The 22865-nt window shown below is 61.6% G+C and carries 16 protein-coding genes; 7 read left to right on the top strand and 9 right to left on the bottom strand.

Going from position 1 to position 22865, the window contains the following annotated elements; genetic code table 11:
- Nucleotides 1–24: 24 nt before the first annotated feature.
- The 7 genes from uvrA to JL2886_RS01415 form a co-directional block, all read right to left on the bottom strand.
- The gene (gene uvrA, locus JL2886_RS01385; protein ID WP_065270381.1) at nucleotides 25–2886 is read right to left on the bottom strand and encodes an excinuclease ABC subunit UvrA; all 2862 of its coding nucleotides are present in this window, start codon (nucleotides 2884–2886) and stop codon (nucleotides 25–27) included.
- Nucleotides 2887–2980: 94 nt separating this feature from the next.
- Nucleotides 2981–4156, bottom strand: coding sequence for an MFS transporter (locus JL2886_RS01390; protein WP_065270382.1), 1176 nt, complete (start codon nucleotides 4154–4156; stop codon nucleotides 2981–2983).
- A 152-nt stretch (nucleotides 4157–4308) separates the two neighbouring features.
- A complete protein-coding gene (lpdA, locus tag JL2886_RS01395) occupies nucleotides 4309–5703 on the bottom strand; it encodes a dihydrolipoyl dehydrogenase (RefSeq protein WP_065270383.1) in 1395 nt (464 codons plus the stop codon).
- Between the two features lie 374 nt (nucleotides 5704–6077).
- Nucleotides 6078–6656, bottom strand: coding sequence for a DUF924 family protein (locus tag JL2886_RS01400; RefSeq protein WP_065270384.1), 579 nt, complete (start codon nucleotides 6654–6656; stop codon nucleotides 6078–6080).
- A 139-nt stretch (nucleotides 6657–6795) separates the two neighbouring features.
- A complete protein-coding gene (locus tag JL2886_RS01405; RefSeq protein WP_065270385.1) occupies nucleotides 6796–8070 on the bottom strand; it encodes an MFS transporter in 1275 nt (424 codons plus the stop codon).
- A 205-nt stretch (nucleotides 8071–8275) separates the two neighbouring features.
- Entirely contained in the window at nucleotides 8276–9346 is a 1071-nt protein-coding gene (gene queA / locus JL2886_RS01410) for a tRNA preQ1(34) S-adenosylmethionine ribosyltransferase-isomerase QueA (protein ID WP_065270386.1), read from the bottom strand.
- A gap of 65 nt (nucleotides 9347–9411) precedes the next feature.
- Nucleotides 9412–12927, bottom strand: coding sequence for an AsmA-like C-terminal region-containing protein (locus tag JL2886_RS01415; protein ID WP_082995960.1), 3516 nt, complete (start codon nucleotides 12925–12927; stop codon nucleotides 9412–9414).
- A 47-nt stretch (nucleotides 12928–12974) separates the two neighbouring features.
- On the opposite strand from JL2886_RS01415, the gene JL2886_RS01420 reads away from it, so the two are divergent.
- The 5 genes from JL2886_RS01420 (at nucleotide 12975) to JL2886_RS19815 (ending at nucleotide 18079) form a co-directional block, all read left to right on the top strand.
- The gene (locus tag JL2886_RS01420; protein ID WP_065270387.1) at nucleotides 12975–13436 is read left to right on the top strand and encodes a peroxiredoxin; all 462 of its coding nucleotides are present in this window, start codon (nucleotides 12975–12977) and stop codon (nucleotides 13434–13436) included.
- Nucleotides 13437–13626: 190 nt separating this feature from the next.
- Complete coding sequence (locus JL2886_RS01425; RefSeq protein ID WP_065270388.1) at nucleotides 13627–14481, top strand: ferritin-like domain-containing protein; 855 nt, start codon at nucleotides 13627–13629, stop codon at nucleotides 14479–14481.
- A gap of 215 nt (nucleotides 14482–14696) precedes the next feature.
- Nucleotides 14697–16031: a M23 family metallopeptidase gene (locus JL2886_RS01430; protein WP_065273469.1), complete on the top strand. Its 1335-nt coding sequence runs from the start codon at nucleotides 14697–14699 to the stop codon at nucleotides 16029–16031.
- Complete coding sequence (locus JL2886_RS01435; protein ID WP_065270389.1) at nucleotides 16021–16557, top strand: bactofilin family protein; 537 nt, start codon at nucleotides 16021–16023, stop codon at nucleotides 16555–16557. Before JL2886_RS01430 ends, JL2886_RS01435 begins: the two co-directional genes overlap by 11 nt.
- A 259-nt stretch (nucleotides 16558–16816) precedes the next feature.
- Complete coding sequence (locus JL2886_RS19815) at nucleotides 16817–18079, top strand: calcium-binding protein (protein WP_065270391.1); 1263 nt, start codon at nucleotides 16817–16819, stop codon at nucleotides 18077–18079.
- 104 nt (nucleotides 18080–18183) lie between these two features.
- On the opposite strand, the gene JL2886_RS01450 is transcribed toward JL2886_RS19815, so the two are convergent.
- Together JL2886_RS01450 and JL2886_RS01455 are read right to left on the bottom strand one after the other, a co-directional pair.
- Nucleotides 18184–18732, bottom strand: a complete 549-nt coding sequence (locus JL2886_RS01450) for a peptidylprolyl isomerase (RefSeq protein WP_065270392.1) — start codon at nucleotides 18730–18732, stop codon at nucleotides 18184–18186.
- Nucleotides 18725–19231, bottom strand: a complete 507-nt coding sequence (locus JL2886_RS01455; protein ID WP_065270393.1) for a peptidylprolyl isomerase — start codon at nucleotides 19229–19231, stop codon at nucleotides 18725–18727. Before JL2886_RS01455 ends, JL2886_RS01450 begins: the two co-directional genes overlap by 8 nt.
- Before the next feature lie 136 nt (nucleotides 19232–19367).
- Here JL2886_RS01455 and JL2886_RS01460 point away from each other — a divergent pair, with 136 nt between their 5' ends.
- Together JL2886_RS01460 and JL2886_RS01465 are read left to right on the top strand one after the other, a co-directional pair.
- Nucleotides 19368–20561: a phosphoglycerate kinase gene (locus JL2886_RS01460; protein WP_065270394.1), complete on the top strand. Its 1194-nt coding sequence runs from the start codon at nucleotides 19368–19370 to the stop codon at nucleotides 20559–20561.
- A gap of 223 nt (nucleotides 20562–20784) precedes the next feature.
- Complete coding sequence (locus JL2886_RS01465; RefSeq protein ID WP_082995961.1) at nucleotides 20785–22623, top strand: methyl-accepting chemotaxis protein; 1839 nt, start codon at nucleotides 20785–20787, stop codon at nucleotides 22621–22623.
- The last annotated feature ends 242 nt before the right edge of the window (nucleotides 22624–22865 follow it).

Consider the following 22865-nt stretch of genomic DNA (forward strand, 5'->3'; position numbering starts at 1 on the left):
CCGCGCCCACAGGGAGAGGCTGCCTTACTCGGCAGCCACCCTGCCCGCTTGCTCCAGCATCGGTTTCAGATAACGCCCGGTATGGCTGCGCGGTTCTGCGGCCACCTGTTCCGGCGTGCCGGTGGCGACGATTTCCCCGCCACCGTCACCGCCTTCTGGACCGATATCGATGATATGGTCAGCGGTCTTGATGACGTCGAGGTTGTGTTCGATCACCACCACCGAATTCCCCTGATCCACCAACTCATGCAGCACTTCGAGCAGTTTTTTCACGTCTTCGAAATGCAGACCGGTGGTGGGTTCGTCCAAGATATAGAGCGTCCGGCCAGTGGAGCGTTTCGACAGCTCCTTGGACAGTTTCACCCGCTGCGCCTCACCGCCTGACAGTGTGGTCGCTTGCTGGCCTACCTTGATATAACCAAGACCAACCCGCATCAGCGCGTCCATCTTGTCGCGGATCGAGGGCACGGCGGCAAAGAACTGCTGAGCCTCTTCCACGGTCATATCCAGCACATCGGCGATACTTTTGCCCTTGAAGGTGACTTCAAGCGTTTCGCGGTTATAGCGTTTGCCCTTGCAGGTTTCGCATTCCACGTAGACGTCCGGCAGGAAGTGCATCTCGATCTTGATGACCCCATCGCCCTGGCAGGCCTCGCAGCGCCCGCCCTTGACGTTGAAGGAGAACCGCCCCGGTTTATAGCCGCGCGTCTTGGCCTCGGGCAGGCCCGCGAACCAGTCGCGGATCGGGGTAAAGGCACCGGTATAGGTCGCCGGGTTCGAACGCGGTGTGCGCCCGATGGGGCGCTGATCGATGTCGATCACCTTGTCCAGGTGCTCCAGCCCCTTGATGGTCTCACACGGCGCCGGGGTCTGCCGCGCCCCGTTGAGGCGCATCGAGGCGGTCTTGAACAGGGTTTCAATCGTCAGGGTGGATTTACCGCCCCCGGATACGCCGGATACGCAGACAAATTTGCCAAGCGGGAATTCGGCAGTCACCTCTTTCAGGTTGTTGCCGGTCGCCTTGACCACTTTGATTTTCTTCTTGTTGCCCTTGCGCCGTTTGGCGGGGATTTCGATTTCCCGCACGCCTGACAAATACTGCCCGGTGACCGAAGCCGCATCTGCAGCGATCTGCTGCGGCGTCCCGTGGCTCACCACCTGCCCGCCATGCACCCCGGCACCGGGGCCGATATCGAACACATAGTCGGCCTGACGGATCATATCCTCGTCATGCTCCACCACGATCACCGTATTGCCCTGATCACGCAGGTTTTTCAGGGTCGTTATCAGCCGGTCGTTGTCGCGCTGATGCAGGCCAATGGACGGCTCATCCAGAACATAGAGGACTCCGGTCAGGCCTGAACCAATCTGGCTGGCCAGTCGGATCCGCTGGCTCTCGCCGCCCGAGAGCGTGCCGGAATTCCGGCTGAGCGTTAGATATTCAAGGCCGACGTTGTTGAGGAAACCCAGACGTTCGCGGATTTCCTTGACGATGGCGCGGGCGATTTCCTGTTTCTGGGTGCTGAGGTGATTTGGCACCTCCTCAATCCAGGCGAGTGCCTCGCGGATGGATTTCTGCACCACCTGACCGACGTGAATATCGGCAATCCGCACCGCCAGCGCCTCTTCTCGCAGGCGGTAGCCGCCGCAGGCACCACAGGGGCGGTTGTTCTGGTAGCGTTCGAATTCCTCGCGGATCCAATTGCTGTCCGTCTCGCGATAGCGGCGTTCCATATTGGGAATGACGCCTTCGAAAACACGGGTCACGTTGTAAACCCGGCCGCCTTCGTCATAGCGGAACGGGATTTCCTCATCGCCCGAGCCATAAAGGAACACCTGTTTCACATGGGCAGGCAAATCCTTCCACGGCGTGTTCTTGTCGAACTCATAGTGCTTGGCAATCGCCTCAATGGTCTGCAGGAAATAGGGAGATTTTCCCTTGCGCCAGGGCGCCAGCGCGCCGTCATAGACCTTGAGGCTCTGATCCGGCACCACCAGACGTTCGTCAAAGAACAGCTCCATTCCCAGCCCGTCACATTCCGGACAGGCACCGAATGGCGCATTGAACGAGAACAGGCGCGGCTCGATCTCGGGGATGGTAAAGCCACTGACCGGGCAGGCAAAGTTTTCCGAGAAGGTGATGCGCTCGGGATCGCCTTCACGCGGAGCCGTTTCCAGAATGGCGATGCCATCCGCCAGATCCAGCGCGGTGCGCAAGCTGTCCGCCAGCCGAGTTTCCAGCCCTTCGCGCACAACGATCCGATCAACGACAACGTCGATGTCATGTCGGAACTTCTTGTCCAGAGTCGGCGGTTCGTCCAGCTCATAGAATTCGCCGTCCACCTTGACCCGCTGGAAGCCCTGCTTCCGAAGTTCAAGGAATTCCTTTTTGTACTCGCCCTTGCGATCCCGCACGATGGGCGCCAGCAGGTAGCCGCGCGTGCCCTCCTCCAGCGTCATGACACGGTCGACCATATCCTGCACCTGCTGCGCCTCGATCGGCAAGCCGGTCGCGGGGCTATAGGGCGTCCCTGCCCGCGCGAACAACAGGCGCAGGTAGTCGTAGATTTCGGTCACGGTGCCTACGGTAGACCGCGGGTTTTTCGAGGTGGTCTTCTGCTCGATGGAGATCGCCGGAGATAGGCCGCTGATGTGATCCACATCGGGCTTTTCCATCATGTCGAGGAACTGGCGCGCATAGGCCGAGAGCGATTCCACATAGCGGCGCTGCCCTTCGGCATAGATGGTATCAAAGGCGAGCGACGACTTGCCCGAGCCGCTAAGGCCGGTGATCACCACCAATTCGTCGCGCGGAATGTCCACGTCGATGTTTTTCAGGTTGTGTTCGCGCGCGCCGCGCACCTCGATGGACTTCAGCTCAGCCATGGAACCCCCGTTATCCGCGCCCCGGCCTGCACCGGTCGCCCGACCCTACAGATAGGCAAAGCTTTCCGAGTCTCCAACCCAAAATCGAGAACGTTCAGCGAACATTTAATTTTCTGCGCAGTGCCGCCAGCCAGCCATGCACCAAACATCCGCAGATGAACACAATGACGCCGGTCACGATCATGCCATTATAGCCCGCCAGCCCCAGCACCCAGACCATCAGCGGCGTGCCGATGGTATTGCCAAGATTACCGGCCATGGCGAGGGCGCCATTGGAGCTGGCCTGATCAACCGCCCCGGAATTCAGCTGCGCCACCGAGGCAAAACTCGGTCCCTGCACCAGCCCCAGCGCCCCGGCCAGTGCCAGACAGGCCAGCGGCGCACCGGGATCGGCCCACATCCAAACCAGCGCCAGCGCGCTGAGTGCAAAGCCCGCCTGGATCAGTGGCACTGCATGGATCCGCCGCAGCAGGAACACCCCCAGCGTCATCGACACTGCGATGCTGGTCAGCGGCATCGCGCCCATCACAAAACCCCGCACCTCCGGCGCCAGATAGGGCGGCAGGACGGTCAGGATCGCGACGAAACAGATGGTGTAGAACAGCCAGCCAGCCGCAGGTGCCGCCAGCCAGGGAGAGCGGAAAATCTCCAGATGCAGACGCGGTAGATCGGCGAACCGGGGTAGCGGCTGGCGCGGCGGCACCGGCACATCGCGCAGCACCCGCAGCAGCAACAAAGCCAGCGCTGCCATGATCACGGCGTGGGTGGCAAACAGCGCCTGAACCCCAGCCATCCGTGCCAGCGGAACGCCAAACCACGAAAGGAACGCAAAGGCTACCGCGAAAAACGTGCTCCACAGCGTCAGCGCCGCGCCCCGGTGCCGATTGGAACTGATCTGGGCAATCAGGGTCGGTGCCGCCACCACCACGCCCAGATGCGACAGGCCTTCGATCACGCGGGTGGCCAGAAACAGCGAGAAAGGAAGATCTAGGCTTTGCAGGGCGGACATCGCAGCGCCGCTGGCCAGGGCCGCCACAAGCGTGCGGCGGAAGCCGAAAGAGGCCACCACCATGCCCGCAATGACACCCAGCCCGATCCCGAGGAACCCAACCAGCGAGACCGTGAATCCGATGGCGCTGCCCGCATCCGGAAACAGCTCGGCCATCTGATCAAAGACCACGCTCACCTTGCCATATTGCGCTGCAGCGCCAAGGCCAGCGCCCCAGATCAGAAGGATCACACTCCAGCGCGTGTCTTGGCTCGCCGTCATACTATGGTCCCGTCGGAAAAGATCATGAGAAATACAATCGAAGATCCTTCGCCCATACCCGGAAACAACCGCAGCGACCAGACGAACCATAAAAAAAACCGCCCAAGGCCTGGCATGGCTTTGGGCGGTTTCGGTGTCAGCCGTCGCAGCGTCTAAAAATGGATGGTTCGGTCAAAGGCGTTCAGGACGCTTTCATGCATCATCTCGCTCAGCGTCGGATGCGGGAAGACGGTGTTCATCAGGTCTTCCTCGGTGGTTTCCAGCTGGCGGCCCACCACATAGCCCTGAATGAGTTCCGTCACCTCGGCGCCGATCATATGCGCGCCCAGCAGTTCACCCGTCTTGGCGTCAAAGATAGTTTTGACCAGCCCTTCGGGTTCCCCAAGCGCGATGGCCTTGCCGTTGCCGACAAAGGGGAAGCGACCGACCTTGATGTCGTATCCCAGCTCCTTGGCCTTCGCCTCGCTGTAGCCAACGCTGGCCACCTGCGGATGGCAATAGGTGCAGCCTGCAATGTTTTCGGGTTTGACCGGATGGGCGTGTTTGCCTGCGATCAGCTCTGCCACCATAACGCCTTCGTGGCTGGCCTTGTGCGCCAGCCAGGGCGCCCCGGCGATATCCCCGATAGCGTAAAGCCCCTCGACACCGGTGCGGCAGAATTCATCGGTCACCACATGGGTGCGGTCAACGTTGATGCCAAGCGCCTCCAGACCCAGACCTTCGGTATTGCCGACGATGCCAACGGCCGAGATCACCGTGTCGAATTCCATCTTCTGGACCTTGCCGCCAGCCTCAATATGAGCGGTGACCTTGCCTTTTGCCCGATCCAACTGCTTGACCATGGATTTCTCCATGATCTTCATGCCTTGCTTCTCGAAGGCCTTCTTGGCCATGCCGGAAATCTCGGCATCCTCGACCGGCAGCACCCGGTCCATCACCTCGACCACGGTGGTGTCGGCGCCCAGGGTGTTGAAGAAGCTGGCAAATTCGATGCCGATGGCGCCCGATCCGATGACCAGCAGCTTTTTCGGCATCCGCGGTGCGGTCAGCGCGTGGCGGTAGGTCCAGACCAGATCACCGTCTGCCTCCAGCCCCGGCAGCTCCCGCGCGCGGGCGCCGGTCGCGAGGATGATGTTCTTGGCCGCCAGATCCTCGGTGCCCTTGTCGGTCTTGACCGAGACCTTGCCCTTGGCGGGGATCGTCGCCTCGCCCATGATCACGGTGACCTTGTTTTTCTTCAGTAGATGCGCGACGCCCGAGGACAGCTGTTTCGCCACCCCGCGCGAGCGTTTCACCACCGCGTCCAGATCGTAGCCGATGCCATCGGCGCTGAGCCCGAATTCCTTGGCCCGGTGCATCAGGTGGAACACTTCGGAGGAACGCAGCATCGCCTTGGTCGGGATGCAACCCCAGTTGAGGCAGATGCCGCCCAGGTTCTCACGCTCGATGACCGCGGTCTTGAGCCCCAGCTGGGCTGCGCGGATGGCAGCCACATAGCCGCCGGGGCCTGCGCCGATTACGATCACGTCATAGGTTTGTGCGGCCATGATATCCCTCGCCAAACTGGATCTGAAACTAGTTTACCGTTAAACCAATTTTTTGCACGCCGCAATCTCGCAGTGACAAAAGCCTTTGGGAACGTGGTGGGCATTTTCACCGACCGGTATCCACCGCGAGACCTGCGCGCCGGAACAACCATATGCACAGTCACTGCTACAGGCCACAAAAAATCCCGCTCCAGCGCAGTCATCCCGCGACGACCGTTTCAAGAAGATGTGATCACGGCTGGCCGCATAGAGGGATGGTAAAGGGATTGTCTGGCGCCGAAAGCCCGGCACAGAAAAGGCGCTGTCCGACCGGCCAGACAGCGCCTTTAGAATGTCAGCGTCAGGGATACCCCCTGATAGTCGTTCCCCTCGGTTCAGCTGGCTTGCTGAAAGGTCCGGATCGTGGCGCCATACCCCCCGGCTTCGACGTAGTCGCGCTCCGGTTCGGTGCTGTGGCGCAGCAATGCATCGTTGCGGTAGGGAAAGCGACCGAACTTGCGGATCACGTCGCGATGGGCCCGCGCGTGCAGCAGATTGGACGCACCATATTCGGGCATCCGTTCCTTCAGCAGGCGCACGCAGCGCTCCTGATCGCACAGGTTTTCCGAATGCATCAGCGGCAGATAAAAGAACTGCCGCGCAGGTTCATCGATCTTCAGATCCCATTTCTTATTCAGCGCGTTCTTGGCCACTGCCAGCGCAATCTCATCCGAGGCAAAGGCCTGACCTTCACCGCGGAACATGTTGCGCGGGAACTGGTCCATCAGGATGATATAGGCAAGGGTTCCACTGGGATAGGTGAGCCAGAGCGAGAACTTGCCCTCGCAGGCCTCCTCCCAGGCCTTTCCGAACCGTTTGCGGATGGTCGCGTCCAGATCATCATCCTGCACATACCAGCCCTTTTCTCCGACCTCATCCAGCCAGAATTCAAGGATTTCTTCGGGGCCAACCATCCCATTTACTCCACATGTGTTGCCTACCCCCAATTTCAGAGGATTTTACCCCCTCATGGCAAGTCATAGAACCGTCACAAATTGCAACAGGAGCGGCAATTGGTGAAATATTGCTCACGTTTCCTGCAGGTTAGCGCAATCACCCGGCCTCATGCGCGGCTTCCTGCTCTTCCATCTCGGTTTCGATGACGTATTCCTGTGCAAATTCGACCGCCACGGGCGAGCCTGTCGGAGCCATCGGCGCGAAGGTGCCCGAATCTTCGGCTGCGATCGAGGCGCGCTGCGTCGTCCGGTAAAGCGCGTATGCCGCCAGCGCAAAGGTCAGCACCGCCATGATCAGGAAAAATCCCGGCGGGCCAAAGACGCTTTCGCCCATCAGCCAACCGGTGATCAGTGGCCCGGTAATGGCGCCAAGGCCGTTGATGAAGACCAGCCCGCCCGAGGCCGCCGCCATATCGTCGTAATCCAGATAGTCGTTGGTGTGGGCGATCAGCAGCGAGTAAAGCGGGTTGGTCATCCCGCCGATAAAAAAGGCCGCCAGCAGCAGCATCCAGAAATTCGCGCCCATCGCCATACCCAGAACCGCCGCCGCGCCACTGAAGGCCGCCGCGAACAGGATCACCACGCGCCGGTCCATGCGGTCGGAAATCCATCCCAGCGGATATTGCAGCACCAGCGCGCCGACATAGAAGGTCGCGACGAACAGCGAAATCTGCGGCAAGGTCAGCCCGGCCGAAGCCGCGTAGACTGCGCTCATCCCGAACTGGGCCGAGAAGACGCCGCCCAGCAGGAACATACCCACGCAGCCCAGAGGCGATGCATCCATCAGCTGGCGCAGGGTCATCGGTTTCGTGGTGTCAAAGGCAGGCGTCGGCGAAATCGACAGCAAAATTGGCGCAAAGGACACCGAAATCACAACCGAGGCAATGACGAAGGTTTCATAGCCCGACGGGTTACCAAGCAGCATCAGCGCCTGCGCCGAGACGATGCCCAGCATCTGCACCAGCATGTAAAGCGACAGCGCCTTGCCGCGGTTGGCATTGTCTGCCGCATTGTTCAGCCAGCTTTCAGCGGTGACATACACGCCGGAAAAGCAAAACCCGATCAGCACCCGCCCGGCCATCCAGGCAAAGGGATTGGTGATCGCGGGATAGAGAATCATCACGGCAGAAATCAGCGAGGCCAGCGCCGCAAAGACGCGGACATGGCCGACCCGCCGGATCATCTCCGGCGCCATCCGCGAGCCGCCCAGAAAGCCAACAAAATAGGCGGACATGACAAAGGACATCTGCAACGTCGAGAACCCTTCAAGGTCGCCGCGCACCCCAAGAATGGTGCCCTGAAGACCGTTCCCGATCATCAGCATTCCCATCCCCAGAAGCAGCGCCCATGCGCTTGAGAGTACCTGCAGCATTGCCCGTATCCTTTTGCATCCGCCGCCTGCCCCCGGTTTTGGATCCGGCAGGCGGTGTTTCATTTCGCATCTTCCGCCCTTATCTGCGGATGCGGTGTGTGGAAAGAACTATCGCAGATCGCAGAGACGATTTCATCCCGCCGTCACGTTTACAGCGGAATTCTCTGCATTTTCTGAAGGTCTGGTGCTGGCGATCTGGCGGGGCTCAGCTCTGCCGCGATCCCGCCCCAGAGGGGATCAGAAGCGACGCATCGCCATAGGAGAAAAACCGGTAACCGCTGTCGACCGCGTGGGCATAGATCTGCCGCACGGTCTCCTGCCCCATCAGCGCAGAAACCAGCATCATCAGGGTGGAGCGCGGCAGGTGGAAATTCGTCATCAGCGCATCGGCAACATGGAAGGTAAAGCCCGGGTAGATGAAAATATCAGTCTCCCCTTCCCATGGCGCGATCGCGCCGCTGCGCGCGGCGCTTTCGATCAGACGCAGCGCTGTGGTGCCCACCGGGATGATGCGCCCGCCTGCAGCCTTAGTCGCCGCGATCTCGGCGGCAGCTTCGGGGCTGACCCGCCCCCATTCGGCGTGCATCTTGTGTGTGGTCACATCCTCGACCTTGACTGGCAAGAAGGTGCCTGCGCCCACGTGCAGGGTGACATAGCTGAACGTGATCCCGCGATCCTTAAGCGCCTGCAGCAGCGGTGCATCAAAATGCAGCGAGGCGGTCGGCGCCGCTACGGCGCCGGTGTGGCGCGCCCAGACCGTCTGGTAATCGGTCTTGTCCTGCGCATCCGCCGGGCGTTTGGCAGCAATATAGGGTGGCAGCGGCATGGCGCCCGCCTCGGCCAGGGCCGCCTCGAATTCGTCGCCTTCCAGATTGAACCGCAGGGCGCCCTGCCCGTCGGCAACACCCTCCAGCACGGCGCTGAAACCATCGGCAAAACGGATCGTCTCGCCCGGTTTTACCTTTTTCAGAGGTTTCAGCAGGGCATTCCAGGTACCGTCTGCGCCCGGCTCCAGCAAGGTGACTTCGATGCGGGCGGAGGTATCGCCTTGCGCACTGCTGCGATGGCGCTGCCCCGACAGGCGCGCTGGAATGACCTTGGTGTCGTTCAATACCAGACGATCGCCGGGCTGGAACCACTCCGGCAGGTCTGAAACCCGCGCATCGGTAATCCGGTCTCCTTCGGCCACCAGAAGACGGGCCGCGCTGCGCGGAGAGGCAGGGCGGGTTGCAATCAGATCCTCGGGGAGATCAAAGTCAAAATCGCTCAGTTTCATGCGGCGGCATATAGGAGCTTTGTGATGCCTTGGCTATGGCAATCTGCGCCAGATTGCCTGTGTACTCAGCGTTCGCCGGCCTGAGGAGCGGTCGGGGCGGCTGGCACCTCTTCGGGCGCCAATGGCCCGCTGGTGGGCGGCGGCGCGGCGGGGGTCTGCCCCGGCACCTCCGGCGCCCGGCCCCGGAACAGCTCCCGGAAGATACCCGGCGCCAGGCCGGACAAAGGATTGACTTGCACCTTGGGATCATCCGCCGTGCCCCGCAGCCGGTAGGAAAAGCCGATCAGCCCTTCGCCCTTGCGGGTCAGGACGCTGCCGATGGCGTTCAGCACATAGATCGGGGAAATCACCCCCCGCATATCCAGTGCCGTGGTCTCAAGATTGTAATTCCCGTCCATCGACAGACCGATCGACGGACCCACTGCACTGCTTTCGTGAACGATCAGATGGGTGGCGCCAAGGCGGAACTTTGCTTCGACTTCCGAAAACTGAATCCCCTGCCCGGCGAGTTCATTGACCAACCCCACGAGGCTGATCGCGTTGACCAGCGCTGCCATGGAGGGCGCGTCCTTCACCCGCGTGTTGCGCACAGTCATGCGGCCATCGTATTCGCCCGGCGTGGCTGCAGGCACCAGCGTCATGTCAAAACTGCCGCCCTGACCGTGCCGCAGCACCCCGGCCGAGCGGAAGATTCCGCCGGCATCCTCGGACTTGATCCGCGTCGCCGTGCCGCCCTTGTCCGGGACCACAATACCGCTCAGCAGGGTCTGACCATTCAGCCGGGCGGTGAACTTGCCATTGAAGCCGCCCGCCGTGGAAAACCGCCCCTGAAAGCCATTGAGGGCGATACTGTCAGTTACCTGCAGCCGATCAAGGCTCAAGAGGATCGGTCCGGTGCCGCCCGATCCGGAGCCACTGCTGCCGCTGGAACTGGTAAAAGGCACCCGGCGCATATCGATGACGCCGCCGCCGATACGGATTTCCGGTACCGCCGCCCCGCGCCCGACAAATGTCACCGGTCCGCGCAGCCAGCCATCCAGCGACACCGCGCTAAAGGCGGCTCGGTCCAGCCCGCCATCTTCCCGCGTGGTCACGGTGCCCTCGGCCTTCAACCCCGCTGCTTCGACCCGAAGCCGGTCCACCGAAGGCTGCGCCCGCAGCGTTACCACAAGATCCAGAAGACCCGTGTCCGCCTCCGCCTTGCGCCAGCTCAGCACCGGAATACGCAGACCGATCCCTTCGAGCGCCGAGCGCAGGTTCAACTCGGGTGGCACCCCAGGCGCAAGGCGCAGCACGAATTCGCCCTGACCGGTCCCAAAGACGGACCCCGTCGGCAAGCCGATATTGAACCTCTCCACCACCGTGTTCGAAAGCGTCACCTTACCGGTGACATAGCTGGTCGGATCGGAACCGGGGCCAACCGGCTGGCGCCATGTTGCCGTCAGCGGCACATCCGACAGGGTCGCAGCACCAGAGAGCTGCACGTGGCTTTGATCCCCCGACAGCTCCAGCCGCTCTGCGGCGACCGGATGTCCCGGCACCAGAACCCCGCTACTGACGCCGGTCACGCTGCCGGTGTAGTGATAAAGGATCTCTTCTGGCGGCACGCCCGCGCGCAGGGGCAGCGACAAGGTTCCGCTGACCTGCACCTGCCCCTCTGCCAGCTTCACCGGCAGCCCTGCCTTGGACATGATATTGAGCGGCGGACGTTCGAGCAGCGACAGCCCCGCCGTTACCGCACCCGAGGCCTTGACCCGGACGATCCCCGGCGCGCCGCCTTTGATCGAAGTGTCGGGAATGATGAAAGACGTGCCCGTCACATCCACAGCGCCACCGTCATCGGCGGTCACCGTGCCCCGGCTGGCGATCACCACCAGACGCGTGCCGTGGATGCTGAAATGGCCATCAGCGCCCCGCACCGGCGGCAGATGTTTCTGAAAGCGCGCATCGACCCCGGAAAAGGTGGTATCCAGATGCAGAAACGGCTTTTCCAGCCCGGCGCCACGCAACGCCACATAGGCATCGCGGGCAGTACCTTGATAAAGGTTATCCCGCACCCACTCGCGCGGTTTCGGCGGCGCCGCTGCTGGCCACAATTCCTTGATCCGATCCACCGACATCTGATCCACATGACCATTCAGCGCATAGGTCCATCCTGCTTCTTCGGCGGAGACCTTGCCGTCGAGCAGGATGTTGGAATCCCCGTCCTGGATCAAAACCTCGCCCAGGGTCAGGCTAAAGGGTTCCGGCTCCAACCGAAAATCCACCCCAACGCCCGCCAGTTCCAGCGGCTGATCGTACAGGTCGCGCGGGTTGAGGCTGAGGTCGGAAAACTGCAACTGCCCGACCAGTTCTGTGAGCCGCCCGTTCTCGATCCCGCTCAGATGCGCGCGCCCCTCCATCGTACCTGAGACCCAGCCGCTTTCGACTTTCAGCTCATCGAACTGCAGGGCCTGCTGATCAGGGTAGTAGGTGAAATAGCTATGCGCGCTTTGGATCGGCACGGGGCGGGTTTCTTCCGACGGCTGGATCACGCCACGCCCGATTTGCAAGCCAGCGGAAAGGGTCAGCAGCTCGCCTTCGCTGCCCAGGCCACCGCGGAGCGAGCCGGAAATCGGTGCCCGCAGCGCCTGAAGCCAGCCAAGCGCCGGCGCCTGAACCGCGATATCCTCGCTCGCGATCTCTTCGATCAGGAACCCGAATTCGGCTGAGGCATCGCCGATGTCGGATTTGTAGTTGGCCTCAATGGTGCCAACATACTGCCGCCCGCTCAGCACAGAAAAGCCGCCAGACAAGGCCAGCGATCTGTCCTCACGCGCCAGCCGCACGGTGCCGCCGTCCAGTGTCCAGACCCGGTTCAGTCGGCCGTCTTCATAGCGCAGCGTCAAACCTTCGGTCTCAACCTCGGACAGTGCGGCAAGGACCGGGCGTTCAAATTGGGTATCCCAGTGTTCGATCAATTGCGGCAGGTCGGATGCTTCGCGGAACGGCGATCCCGCCTCGGAAAGGCTGAGTTCGAATTTCCCATCCGCGCCGCGCCGCAAAGAGGCAAAAAGCCCGCTGAGCCAGATCTTGCGGGGCTGAAACTTCCCACTCAGCAAGGGTCGCATCGCCAGCGACACCTGCGCATCCGCCAGCCGCGCTACCGGCGTTCCATCCGCCTGCGCCAGAGACACATCGCGCAGCCCGAGCCGTGGGCGCCAGCCCTTGTTCACAACAAGGTGGATTTCCCCAAACTCGATCTGAAGACCACCAAGGCTTTGTTCCAGGCGCGTTTCGACCTTCTGGCGCAGCCATTGCGGCGCATCGATGCGGGTGCCGATCCCGAAATAAACCGCGCCAGCCCCAAGAAAGCATAGGACGGCCACAACGCGCACCACGGTTTTCAGCCGCTGCCAGCGCCGCCGGTCTTTGGGGCGCGCCGCAAGCCCTTCCGCGGCCTCCGCATCAGCGGGACCAGCGACCTGCTCGGCCCGCGCAGCCTCCTGCCCGGACACCGCCTGATCGGCAGCCTCGGGTGCCGCGACTTCCTCCGGCTGATCCGCTGACCTCGCGATCTGTGCTTTTCCTTTGCTCGCCATAGCCTATTTATGGCACCCAATGATGCAAAACCAAGCGGAGACCCCATATGCTCGAACCATCCGATCTCGCCCCGATGTTCACCCTGCCCCGTGACGGCGGCGGTGAAATCTCGCTTGCCGACCTCAAGGGAAGAGCCGTCGTCCTGTTTTTCTATCCGCGAGATGATACCCCGGGCTGCACCAAGGAATCCATTGGATTTTCAGGCGCTTTGCAGGCTTTTGCCGATGCCGGGGTCGAGGTTTATGGGATTTCCAAGGACACCGTCGCCAAACACGACAAATTTGTTGCCAAACATGAGCTGACCACGCCGCTCCTCTCCGATGCCGAAGGCACCACCTGCGAGGATTACGGCGTGTGGAAGGAGAAGAACATGTACGGCAAAAAACACTGGGGCATCGAACGCTCCACCTTCCTGATCGACGCCGAGGGCCGCATCGCGCAGGTTTGGCGCAAGGTCAAGGTGGACGGACATGTTGAGGAGGTTCTGGAGGCCGCCAAAGCCCTGTAACCCGAAACGGATTGCCGCCACACCACCCGGCGCTGCGCAACGCGCAGCGCCGGGCCCAACGGGAGGCGGTCACGTCACAAGTGATCGACGACGGGCGGGAGCGCCCCAGCCATCCCCCAGACAAATCCGTTGCCATGGCGCGCGCCACAGGGCAGGAACGCGGCGCAGCACGAAACCCGACGGAGGCGAGATGACCGACACCCCCAGTTCTGAGGCCGAACTTTCCCTCGCCGAAATGGCGACAGAGGTTCTGACCACCGCCGACGGCCGCCAAAAAACCGCCCTTTCCCGCCAGCACGCGGCCCGCTGGTTTGCCTATCGTCGCGGTGAGGCACCCGAGATCCCGGTCGGCACCGCCAGCCCGCCACTGCGCCCGGCCCGGCCCGAAAAGCCGGAACTTCTCGATCCCCGCGACGTGCCAAAACGCAAACCCGGCTCCGAGGCGGGCCGTATCGCGCTGCTCCATGCGGTGGCCCATATCGAACTCAACGCGGTCGATCTGCATTGGGATATCATCGCGCGGTTTTCCCATGTGCCGATGCCCATTGGTTTCTTTGACGACTGGGTCAAGGCGGCGGATGAGGAATCCAAGCATTTCAACCTGATGTGCGATTGCCTTGAAGGCCTTGGCAGCCACTACGGCGCCCTTCCGGCCCATGCTGGCATGTGGCGCGCTGCCGAAGACACCGCCGAGGACCTGATGGGCCGTCTTGCTGTGGTGCCGATGGTGCTGGAGGCCCGGGGTCTTGATGTCACCCCCGGCATGATCAAGATTTTCCGCCAGGCAAAGCTGACCCAGGCAGTGGAGGCCTTGGAGGTGATCTACAAGGAAGAAGTTGGCCATGTCGCCTATGGCTCCAAATGGTTCCATTTCCTTTGCGGGCGCGAGAACCTCGATCCCAAGGATGTCTTTCACGATCTGGTCCGAACCTATTTCCACAGCACGCTGAAACCGCCCTTCAACGAGGAAAAACGCGCCGAGGCCGGACTGCCGCCGGATTTCTACTGGCCGCTGACCGACACCGGCGCACAGCCCGCAGGCTGACAAAGCGGCAGGGCGGCGCGTGACCGCCGGCGCCCTGCCGCTACCCGGCAAATTTCCGCCAATATCCTGCCTTGCAGGCACAAATTCCTTACTGATTGGTCAACAGACTTGCCCAATGAAGCCCGGCTGGCTATTCAAATGGGCCATGGCGCCTGGGCTCACAGGGATGTGAGTGGCCCTGCGCCATGCAATTGGGATGGGACAAGGATCAGCGCGTGCGCACACGTCTGACTATTAAAATTCACGCGTTTCTCGAACGGCGCTTCCCCGAACGGCGCGTTTTCCTCAAATCGGATGACGACACCAGATTCATTCGGCTCAGGCCGGAAACACAGCTTATTGCCGTTGCCGGTATCGTTCTGTTTGTCGCCTGGTCGATCATGGCAACAGCCATTGTGCTGATGGACGGGATCGGCGCCGGAAACTTCCGCGAGCAAGCCAAACGCGATCAGATGAACTACCGCGCCCGGCTCAACGCCCTATCACTGGAGCGGGACAACCGCGCCGAAGAGGCGCTGGCAGCGCAGCAGCGGTTCAACGCCGCTCTGGCGCAGATTTCCGACATGCAGTCCGAATTGCTCGCCTCCGAAACTCGGCGCCGGGAGCTTGAAACCGGCATCGAAGTCATTCAGGCCACGCTGCGCGACACCATGACCCAGCGGGACAAGGCGCGCGATGCTCTTGCCGAATTGCGCAAGGAAACCGAGGAAGACAGCCCAGTCCAGATGATGGCCGCTGTTGCCCCGGTGCAGATGGAGTTCCTCGCCGACGCGCTGGCAGAGACCGCCGCCGAGCGGGATCAGGTCATGGCAGACGCACAATCGGCGCTCGAGCAGCGGGATTCGCTTGAGATGGAAATCAAGCTGATGGATGAGCGCAACAACCAGATCTTCCGGCAGTTGGAAGAGGCGGTTACCGTTTCCGTAGCGCCGCTGGACAAGATGTTCCGCAGCGCCGGTATGCCGCCGGATCGGATCCTGGAGCAGGTGCGCCGCGGCTATAATGGACAGGGGGGTGGTCCCCTCACCCCTTTAGCCCTGTCGACCCGCGGTGAAGAACCCACTGCGGAAGAGCGTCGGGCCAACAGCATTCTCAATGAGTTGGACCAGCTGAACCTTTATCGCATGGCCGCGCAGCAGGCGCCTTTTGCGACACCGGTGAACCTTGGCCTCGTGCGGCAAAGCTCGGGCTTTGGCTATCGCCGCGACCCTAAAACTGGCGGCCGCCGGCTTCACAAAGGATCGGATTTCGCCGGCCGCACCGGCACAGATATCTACGCCACTGCTGATGGCGTTGTGACCCATGCGGGCTGGCAATCCGGCTATGGCAGGCTGGTCACGATCCGCCATGCCTTTGGTATTGAGACGAAATATGCCCATAACTCAAAACTCCGCGTGAAGGTCGGTCAAAGGGTCTCGCGCGGGGATCACATTGCTGATATGGGTAACACCGGACGGTCCACCGGGACCCACCTTCATTACGAGGTTCGGGTCAACGGAAAACCCGTAAACCCTATGATCTACATCAAGGCTGCGAGAAATGTTTTCTAAGAGCAAAATCAATGAGCCCGGGCCGAAGCAGGCCGAAGCAACTCCGGCGGCTGCAACGCCGAGCGCCCCGCCCTCTGCGCCCGCGAGCGATTACAAGGCCACGCCGCCCAAGGCAAAACCGCCGGCATCCGTGCTCAGCTCCGATCTGCATATCACCGGGAACCTGAAAACCACCGGCGACATCCAGGTTGAAGGCACCGTCGAAGGCGACATTCGCGCCCACCTGCTGACCATCGGCGAAACCGCGACGATCAAGGGTGAAGTCACGGCTGATGACGTGGTGATCAATGGCCGTATCGTGGGTCGCGTGCGCGGCCTGAAGGTCCGCCTGACCTCCACCGCCCGTGTCGAAGGCGATATCATCCACAAGACCATCGCCATCGAGAGCGGCGCCCATTTCGAAGGCTCCGTGCAGCGTCAGGACGATCCGCTGAATCCCGGCGGCAAGAAAGCCGCTCCGGCTGCCGCCGCTCCGGCGCGCCCTGCTGCCGCACCGGCAGGCTCGGCCCCCAGCTCCGACAGCTAAAAGTCACAGGGACCTCTCGGTCGCTGAACTGAATAGAAGACCGTAAACGCCGCAGAGCCCTGCGGCGTTTCGCATTTCAGGGCAAGGTTCAGGTTGTACTCCTTCCCCTTCCTTCCTAGCTCGCCAAAACGTAACCCACTGGGATACTGCTCCTTTACCTTCCACCATTCTACCGCCATGGTTGATCCTATTATCCGTTCCGAGGCCGCACCTTTCAAACGCAGCCTGGGGCGGACCTGGTTCATAGGGAATTTTGAAATTGGCAAATGTACGCATCCAGGACTCCAACGGCACCTGGTCCATCAATGATTTGAACTCGGCGGATTTTGGGGATCCGGTTATTACCCAGCAATCCGCCACGTCGATCAGTATGAGCGGAACTAACGGGCTGTCGCTCCGGTTTGACGGCGATTTTTCAAACGCCTCCCCCTATGTGTGGGAACTCACAGATCTCTACCTCTACAGCTACGGCAACGAGGTCTTCTCGATGACTGGATTCAGCGAGAGCTTTTACGATCTGGCTACGATGAGCGGCGCCGCGCTGGAACGCAGTATTCTGGCGGGAACCGATACCATCACCTCAAACAGCGCTGTCGGCAACCTGTGGTACACCTATGGCGGCGATGACACCATTGCACTTGGGAGCGGCGATGACACCATTGACGCCGGAACCGGGACCGACACGCTGGTTCTGAATACGCATTCAAGCCAGGCCACGCTACGGGGGCTGGACGATCTGTTCTCATCCTACTCTTCAGTTCAGGTCAGCAGCGCCATGGGAACCGACCGGATTAGCAATATCGAAATTCTGAAGTTCATAGACCGCAGCGTGGCACTGTCCCTTGGCAACGCTGGCAACGACCGGCTTCGCGGCGACGCACAGTCCGTGACCAATAGTGATGTCATGGCCGGCGGCTTTGGTAATGACACGCTTGATGGCGGCCTGCAGGACGACCTGCTCTACGGCAACGCAAACGATGACCATCTGAGCGGCGGCAGCGGGCGCGACACGCTGTTCGGTGGAACCGGTGATGACCATCTGACCGGGAATACCGGCTCCGACCGGCTGGTGGGCGCCGCAGGCGACGATGTGATCGAGGGCGGCAGCGGCCGGGATCGGGCCCTTGGCGGCACGGGCGCGGATGAAATCACTGGCGGCAATCACCGCGACATACTGAACGGCGGTGGCGGCAATGACACCCTAACCGGCGGCGCAGGCGGGGATCGCCTGATTGGTGGCAATGGCCGGGACCGGTTGATCGGTCACAAGGGCGACGACAAACTGACCGGCGGTGGCCGGGCCGATATCTTTGTCTTCAAAAAGGGCCACGGCGACGACACCATTTCGGACTTCACTGTCGGTACCGACAGGATCGAAATCGGTCGCGGAGCTTCCCGTTTTGGACAACTGGACATCGAGCAACAGCAAGACGATGTGCTGGTCTCCTTCGCCAATGTCACCATCCTGATCGACGACGCGGAGGTGCAGGACATCGCACAGGCGGACAATTTCCTGTTCTAAGGCATTTGCACGCCAACCCGACGCACGAGAACAGCAAAGCCCGCGCGGATTGGCGCGGGCTTTGACGTATTTGAAAGATCGGCAGGGCCGCAGCCCCGGTCGGCTTACTCGGTCACGGTGACCTTGGTCATGACATCGGGCTGGCCCTTGACCGAACCGCTCTGCCCCGAGCCGCGCTTGATCGCGTCGACCACATCCATGCCTTCGGTAACCTTGCCAACGACGGTATACTGGCCATTGAGGAAATGCCCCGGCGCGAACATGATGAAGAACTGCGAATTGGCGCTGTTCGGGTTCTGCGAACGGGCCATGCCGACGACACCGCGGTCATAGGCAATGTCCGAGAACTCCGCCGGAAGGTCCGGACGTTCAGAGCCGCCCATACCGGCCCGGCGCATGTCTTCGCCAAGCTTGCCGAACTGGACGTCACCGGTTTGCGCCATGAAGCCTTCGATCACGCGGTGAAACACCACGCCATCATATTTGCCTTCGGCGGCCAGCGCGGTGATCTGCTCCACGTGCTTCGGCGCGACGTCCTCGAAGAGGTCGATCTTGACGGTACCATTGGCGCCCTCGCCTTCGATCTGGATTTCAAGGCCAGAGGCAAAGGCCGAGCCCGCGATCAGGGAAAATGCAGCAGCCAGCTTAAGCATCTGCGGCCACCTTGACGCTGATCATACGGTCAGGGTTCGCAGGCGGCTCACCACGGGTGATCGCATCAACGTGCTCCATGCCTTCGATGACCCGGCCATAAACGGTGTACTGGCCGTTCAGGAAGTGGTTGTCCTTGAAGTTGATGAAGAACTGCGAGTTTGCCGAATCCGGGTTGGCAGAGCGCGCAGCGCCCAGGGTGCCACGGTCATGCGGCAGTTTGGAAAATTCCGCCGGAACGTTCGGCAGATCAGAGCCGCCAGTACCCGCCATGCGCAGGTTGAAACCGTCTTCCATGTCTCCGTGCTGCACGTCGCCGGTCTGCGCCATGAAACCGTCGATGACACGGTGGAAGGCCACGTTGTCATATTCACCGGCACGGGCCAGTTCCTTCATCCGCTCGCTGTGCTTGGGCGCCACATCGGGCAGCAGCTCGATCACCACATTGCCGTCTTTCAGCTCGACAATGATGGTGTTTTCCGGGTCCTTGATCTCGGCCATCTGGCTCTCCTGTCGTGTTTGCTTTGCCAGATACCTAAGGGCAGCGGTCGCAATTGCCAAGGGAGCATTGACTGGGCGCACAAAAGCCCCGAAACAGCACCAAACACATTCGCCAATGACCGGAAGGAGCCTGAGGATGGGCTGGAATACCCTTGATGACATGGATCTCAGCGGCAAACGCGTTCTGGTGCGCGTGGATATCAACGTGCCGATCGTGGATGGCGTCGTGACCGACTCCACCCGGATCCGCCGCATCGCCCCCACCGTGCGCGATATTCTGGCGGCAGGTGGCAAACCGATCCTGCTGGCGCATTTCGGCCGCCCGGGCGGGGAGCGCCGCGAGAACCTGTCGCTGAACCAGCTGATCCCGACGCTGGAGCGTGCCTTTGAAACCAAGGTGCTGTTTGCCGCCGATTGCGTTGGCCCCGGTGCCGAGGCTGCCGCCGCCGCCCTGCAACCGGGCGAAGTGCTGCTGCTGGAAAACACCCGGTTCCACGCCGAGGAAACCAAGAACGACCCCGATCTGGCCGCAGGCATGGCACGGCTGGGCGATGTCTACTGCAACGACGCCTTCTCCGCCGCACACCGCGCGCACAGCTCGACCGAGGGCATTGCCCGCCTCCTGCCCGCCTGCGCGGGCCGGTTGATGCAGGCAGAGCTGTCTGCACTGGAAAGCGCCCTTGGCGCGCCGAAACGTCCGGTGACCGCCGTTGTCGGCGGCGCCAAGGTTTCAACCAAGCTGGAATTGCTCGGCAACCTGATCAAGAAGGTCGATTACCTGATCATCGGCGGCGGCATGGCCAATACATTCCTGGTCGCCAAGGGGATCGATGTCGGCAAATCCCTGGCCGAACGGATCATGAAAGACACCGCAGCCGAAATCCTGGCCGAGGCTGAAAGCGCAGGCTGCAAGATCATCCTGCCGAGCGACGTTGTGGTGGCCGAGGCCTTTGCCTCCCATGCGCCGCATCAGGTGCTGCCCGCCGACCAATGCCCCGCAGAGGGCATGATCCTGGATGCCGGTCCTGACAGCATCGCCACGATCAACGAGATCTTCGAGCAGAGCCAGACCCTGATCTGGAACGGGCCGCTGGGCGCCTTTGAACTGGAGCCCTTTGACGCGGCGACCAATGCGGCCGCGCTGAAGGCGGCGGCCCTGACCCGCGCTGGAAAACTGATCTCGGTTGCCGGTGGCGGCGATACCGTTGCGGCACTCAACGCCTCGGGCGCAGCGCGGGATTTCACCTATATCTCCACCGCAGGAGGCGCCTTCCTTGAATGGATGGAAGGCAAGACCCTGCCCGGCGTCGCCGCGCTGGATCAGGATTGAAATCATACGTCCCGGCAGGGGCTTCTGAACACATGAAATCAACAAGGCCGGGCGCATCATCGCTCGGCCTTTTTCGTGCTCTTCCAATTGATTACTCACATTAATTTGTGTTTTCTTGAGCGCCCTTTCGGACCCCCGTTAAGACTTCATAGACCCCTGCCTTCCTAGGGCTGGCCGCGCGTATTAACGCCACGGAACACACCCTCAGGAGCACCACTCAGCCATGAGCCGTTTTTCACTCCGCAGCCAAGTGCTGCTATTCGCAACCGCCTTCATAGTCATGCTGCTTGCCAGCACCACTGTCGCCTGGCTCACCAGCCTGAAACTCACCGGGGCCATCTCTCAGGCCAGCTACGTCAACGCTCAGGTCAAAAGCCTTGATGACATGAAAGAAGATATCGAGCAGGGGATCGGAGACCTGCTTGCCTATGCTCTGGGTCGCGGCGCCAGTATCGGCGACCTGCGCGGAAATATCGAAGAGGTCGAGACCGAAGTCGCCATGGCGAAAGCCCGGTTTCTCGACATTCCTCTGCCCATCGCCCGTCAGCCGGAGGTCTATGAGACCATCATGACGCTGCCCGACATATTGACCACACTGCACGGCCAGGTACAGCAACTGGAAGCGGCGAGCCTTGAGATGCGCCAGCGCATGGCCTTTGCTACAGTCCTGCCAACCGTTCAGAAACTCCGCGACACGGTGAACGACATGCAGGACATGCTGAGCGCCACCCATGACGAGGTCAGCACCCGCATCGACGACCTTGCGGCCTTTGCCGAGCTGCCACAGCTGATCGTCGGCCTGGTGGCCGTTCTGATCTCCACCGGCATCGCCTTTGCCTTTGGCCGCCAGCTCAGCGGGCCAGTTACCGGCGCCGCCCAGGCGGTTCAGCAGATTATGGACAAAGACTATGATCAGGAGATCCAGGGCCTCACCCGAAAGGACGAAGTCGGCAGCATCGCCCGCAACCTGCAAGAGCTGAAGGAAATCCTGCGCTCGGCAGAGGAAACCGACGCACGAAACCGCGCCGAAAACGACCGTCGCGTGGCGTTGTTCCAGACCATGGGCGCAGCCATGAGCGGCCTGACGCGCGGAGATCTGGGACAACAGATTGAAGCCGAAGACTGGGCCGACCTGGGCGACACCTACGTCACCCTATGCGAGGATTTCAACGCACTCTCAAGCAGCCTGTCCGGACTGGTGGAGGAACTCAAACAAAGCTCCGCCGCAGTCGAGCGCAATGCCCGCGAAATGGAGCAGATGTCAGACCAGATGTCGCAGCGCGCCGAAACCCAGGCCGCGACGCTGGAACAATCCGCTGCGGCGCTGGAAGAAATGTCAGCCAGCGTCCAATCCAGCGCAGCCCAGGCGCAGGATGCCGACCGCGAGGTCAAGGAAGGCCGCCAGCACGCGGAACAGGGCGGCAAGGTCATGGATCGCGCCCGCGAAGCGATGAGCGCCATCGCGCACTCGTCCGAGCAGATCAGCCAGATCATCACCGCTATCGACGACATCGCGTTCCAGACCAGCCTGCTGGCCCTCAACGCCGGGGTCGAAGCAGCCCGCGCAGGCGAGGCAGGCCGTGGCTTTGCCGTCGTTGCCTCCGAAGTCCGCAGCCTCGCGTTGAAGTCCGCGCAATCGGCAAACGAAATCAAGGAGCTGGTCACGGAAGCCGCGCAACAGGTGAGCGCAGGTGAGCGTCTGGTGCAGGACACTGGCGACACCCTCAGCCTGATTGCCAGCAGCGTTACCCGGGTCTCCGGCATGGTCTCGTCGATCGCCAATTCCTCCAGCGAGCAGGCCCAGGGCATCAAGGAGATCAATTCCGGCGTTGCTCAGTTGGACCGGGTCACTCAGGACAATGCGGCGATGGTACAGGAAAGCTATGGCGCCAGCCGCCAGATGCGCGCCGAGGCAAGCCGCCTGAGCGAGCTGCTGCTCAGCTTTACCGGGCAGGCGCAAGAGGGAACAACCGTGGCTGGTGCGCTTGATGAGGCGGGAGAATTCGCTGAAACCGCTTGGCTTGATGAGGCCGATGACGACGAGCTGCTTTCCGCCGCCTGAACGCGGAAACACCTGATTGCGGCCGGTCCCGCGCTGCGCTGCGTCAGTCAAATCAAAGAGACCATACAAACCGGCCCGGACAACAGTCCCGGCCGGTTTTTCATTGCGCAGCACCGCCCGCAGTCTGTCGACGGGTCTCTCACTGGAACACGGTCTGTCCTGCGCTGCAGTCCTGGTCACAGCACTCCCCACAAGCCCTGGCTGCCGTTGCGATCATGACACAGGCGCGGACTGCGAAACAG

Origin of the sequence: Phaeobacter gallaeciensis (assembly GCF_001678945.1) — a bacterium.
Taxonomy (GTDB): Bacteria; Pseudomonadota; Alphaproteobacteria; order Rhodobacterales; family Rhodobacteraceae; genus Phycobacter; species Phycobacter gallaeciensis_A.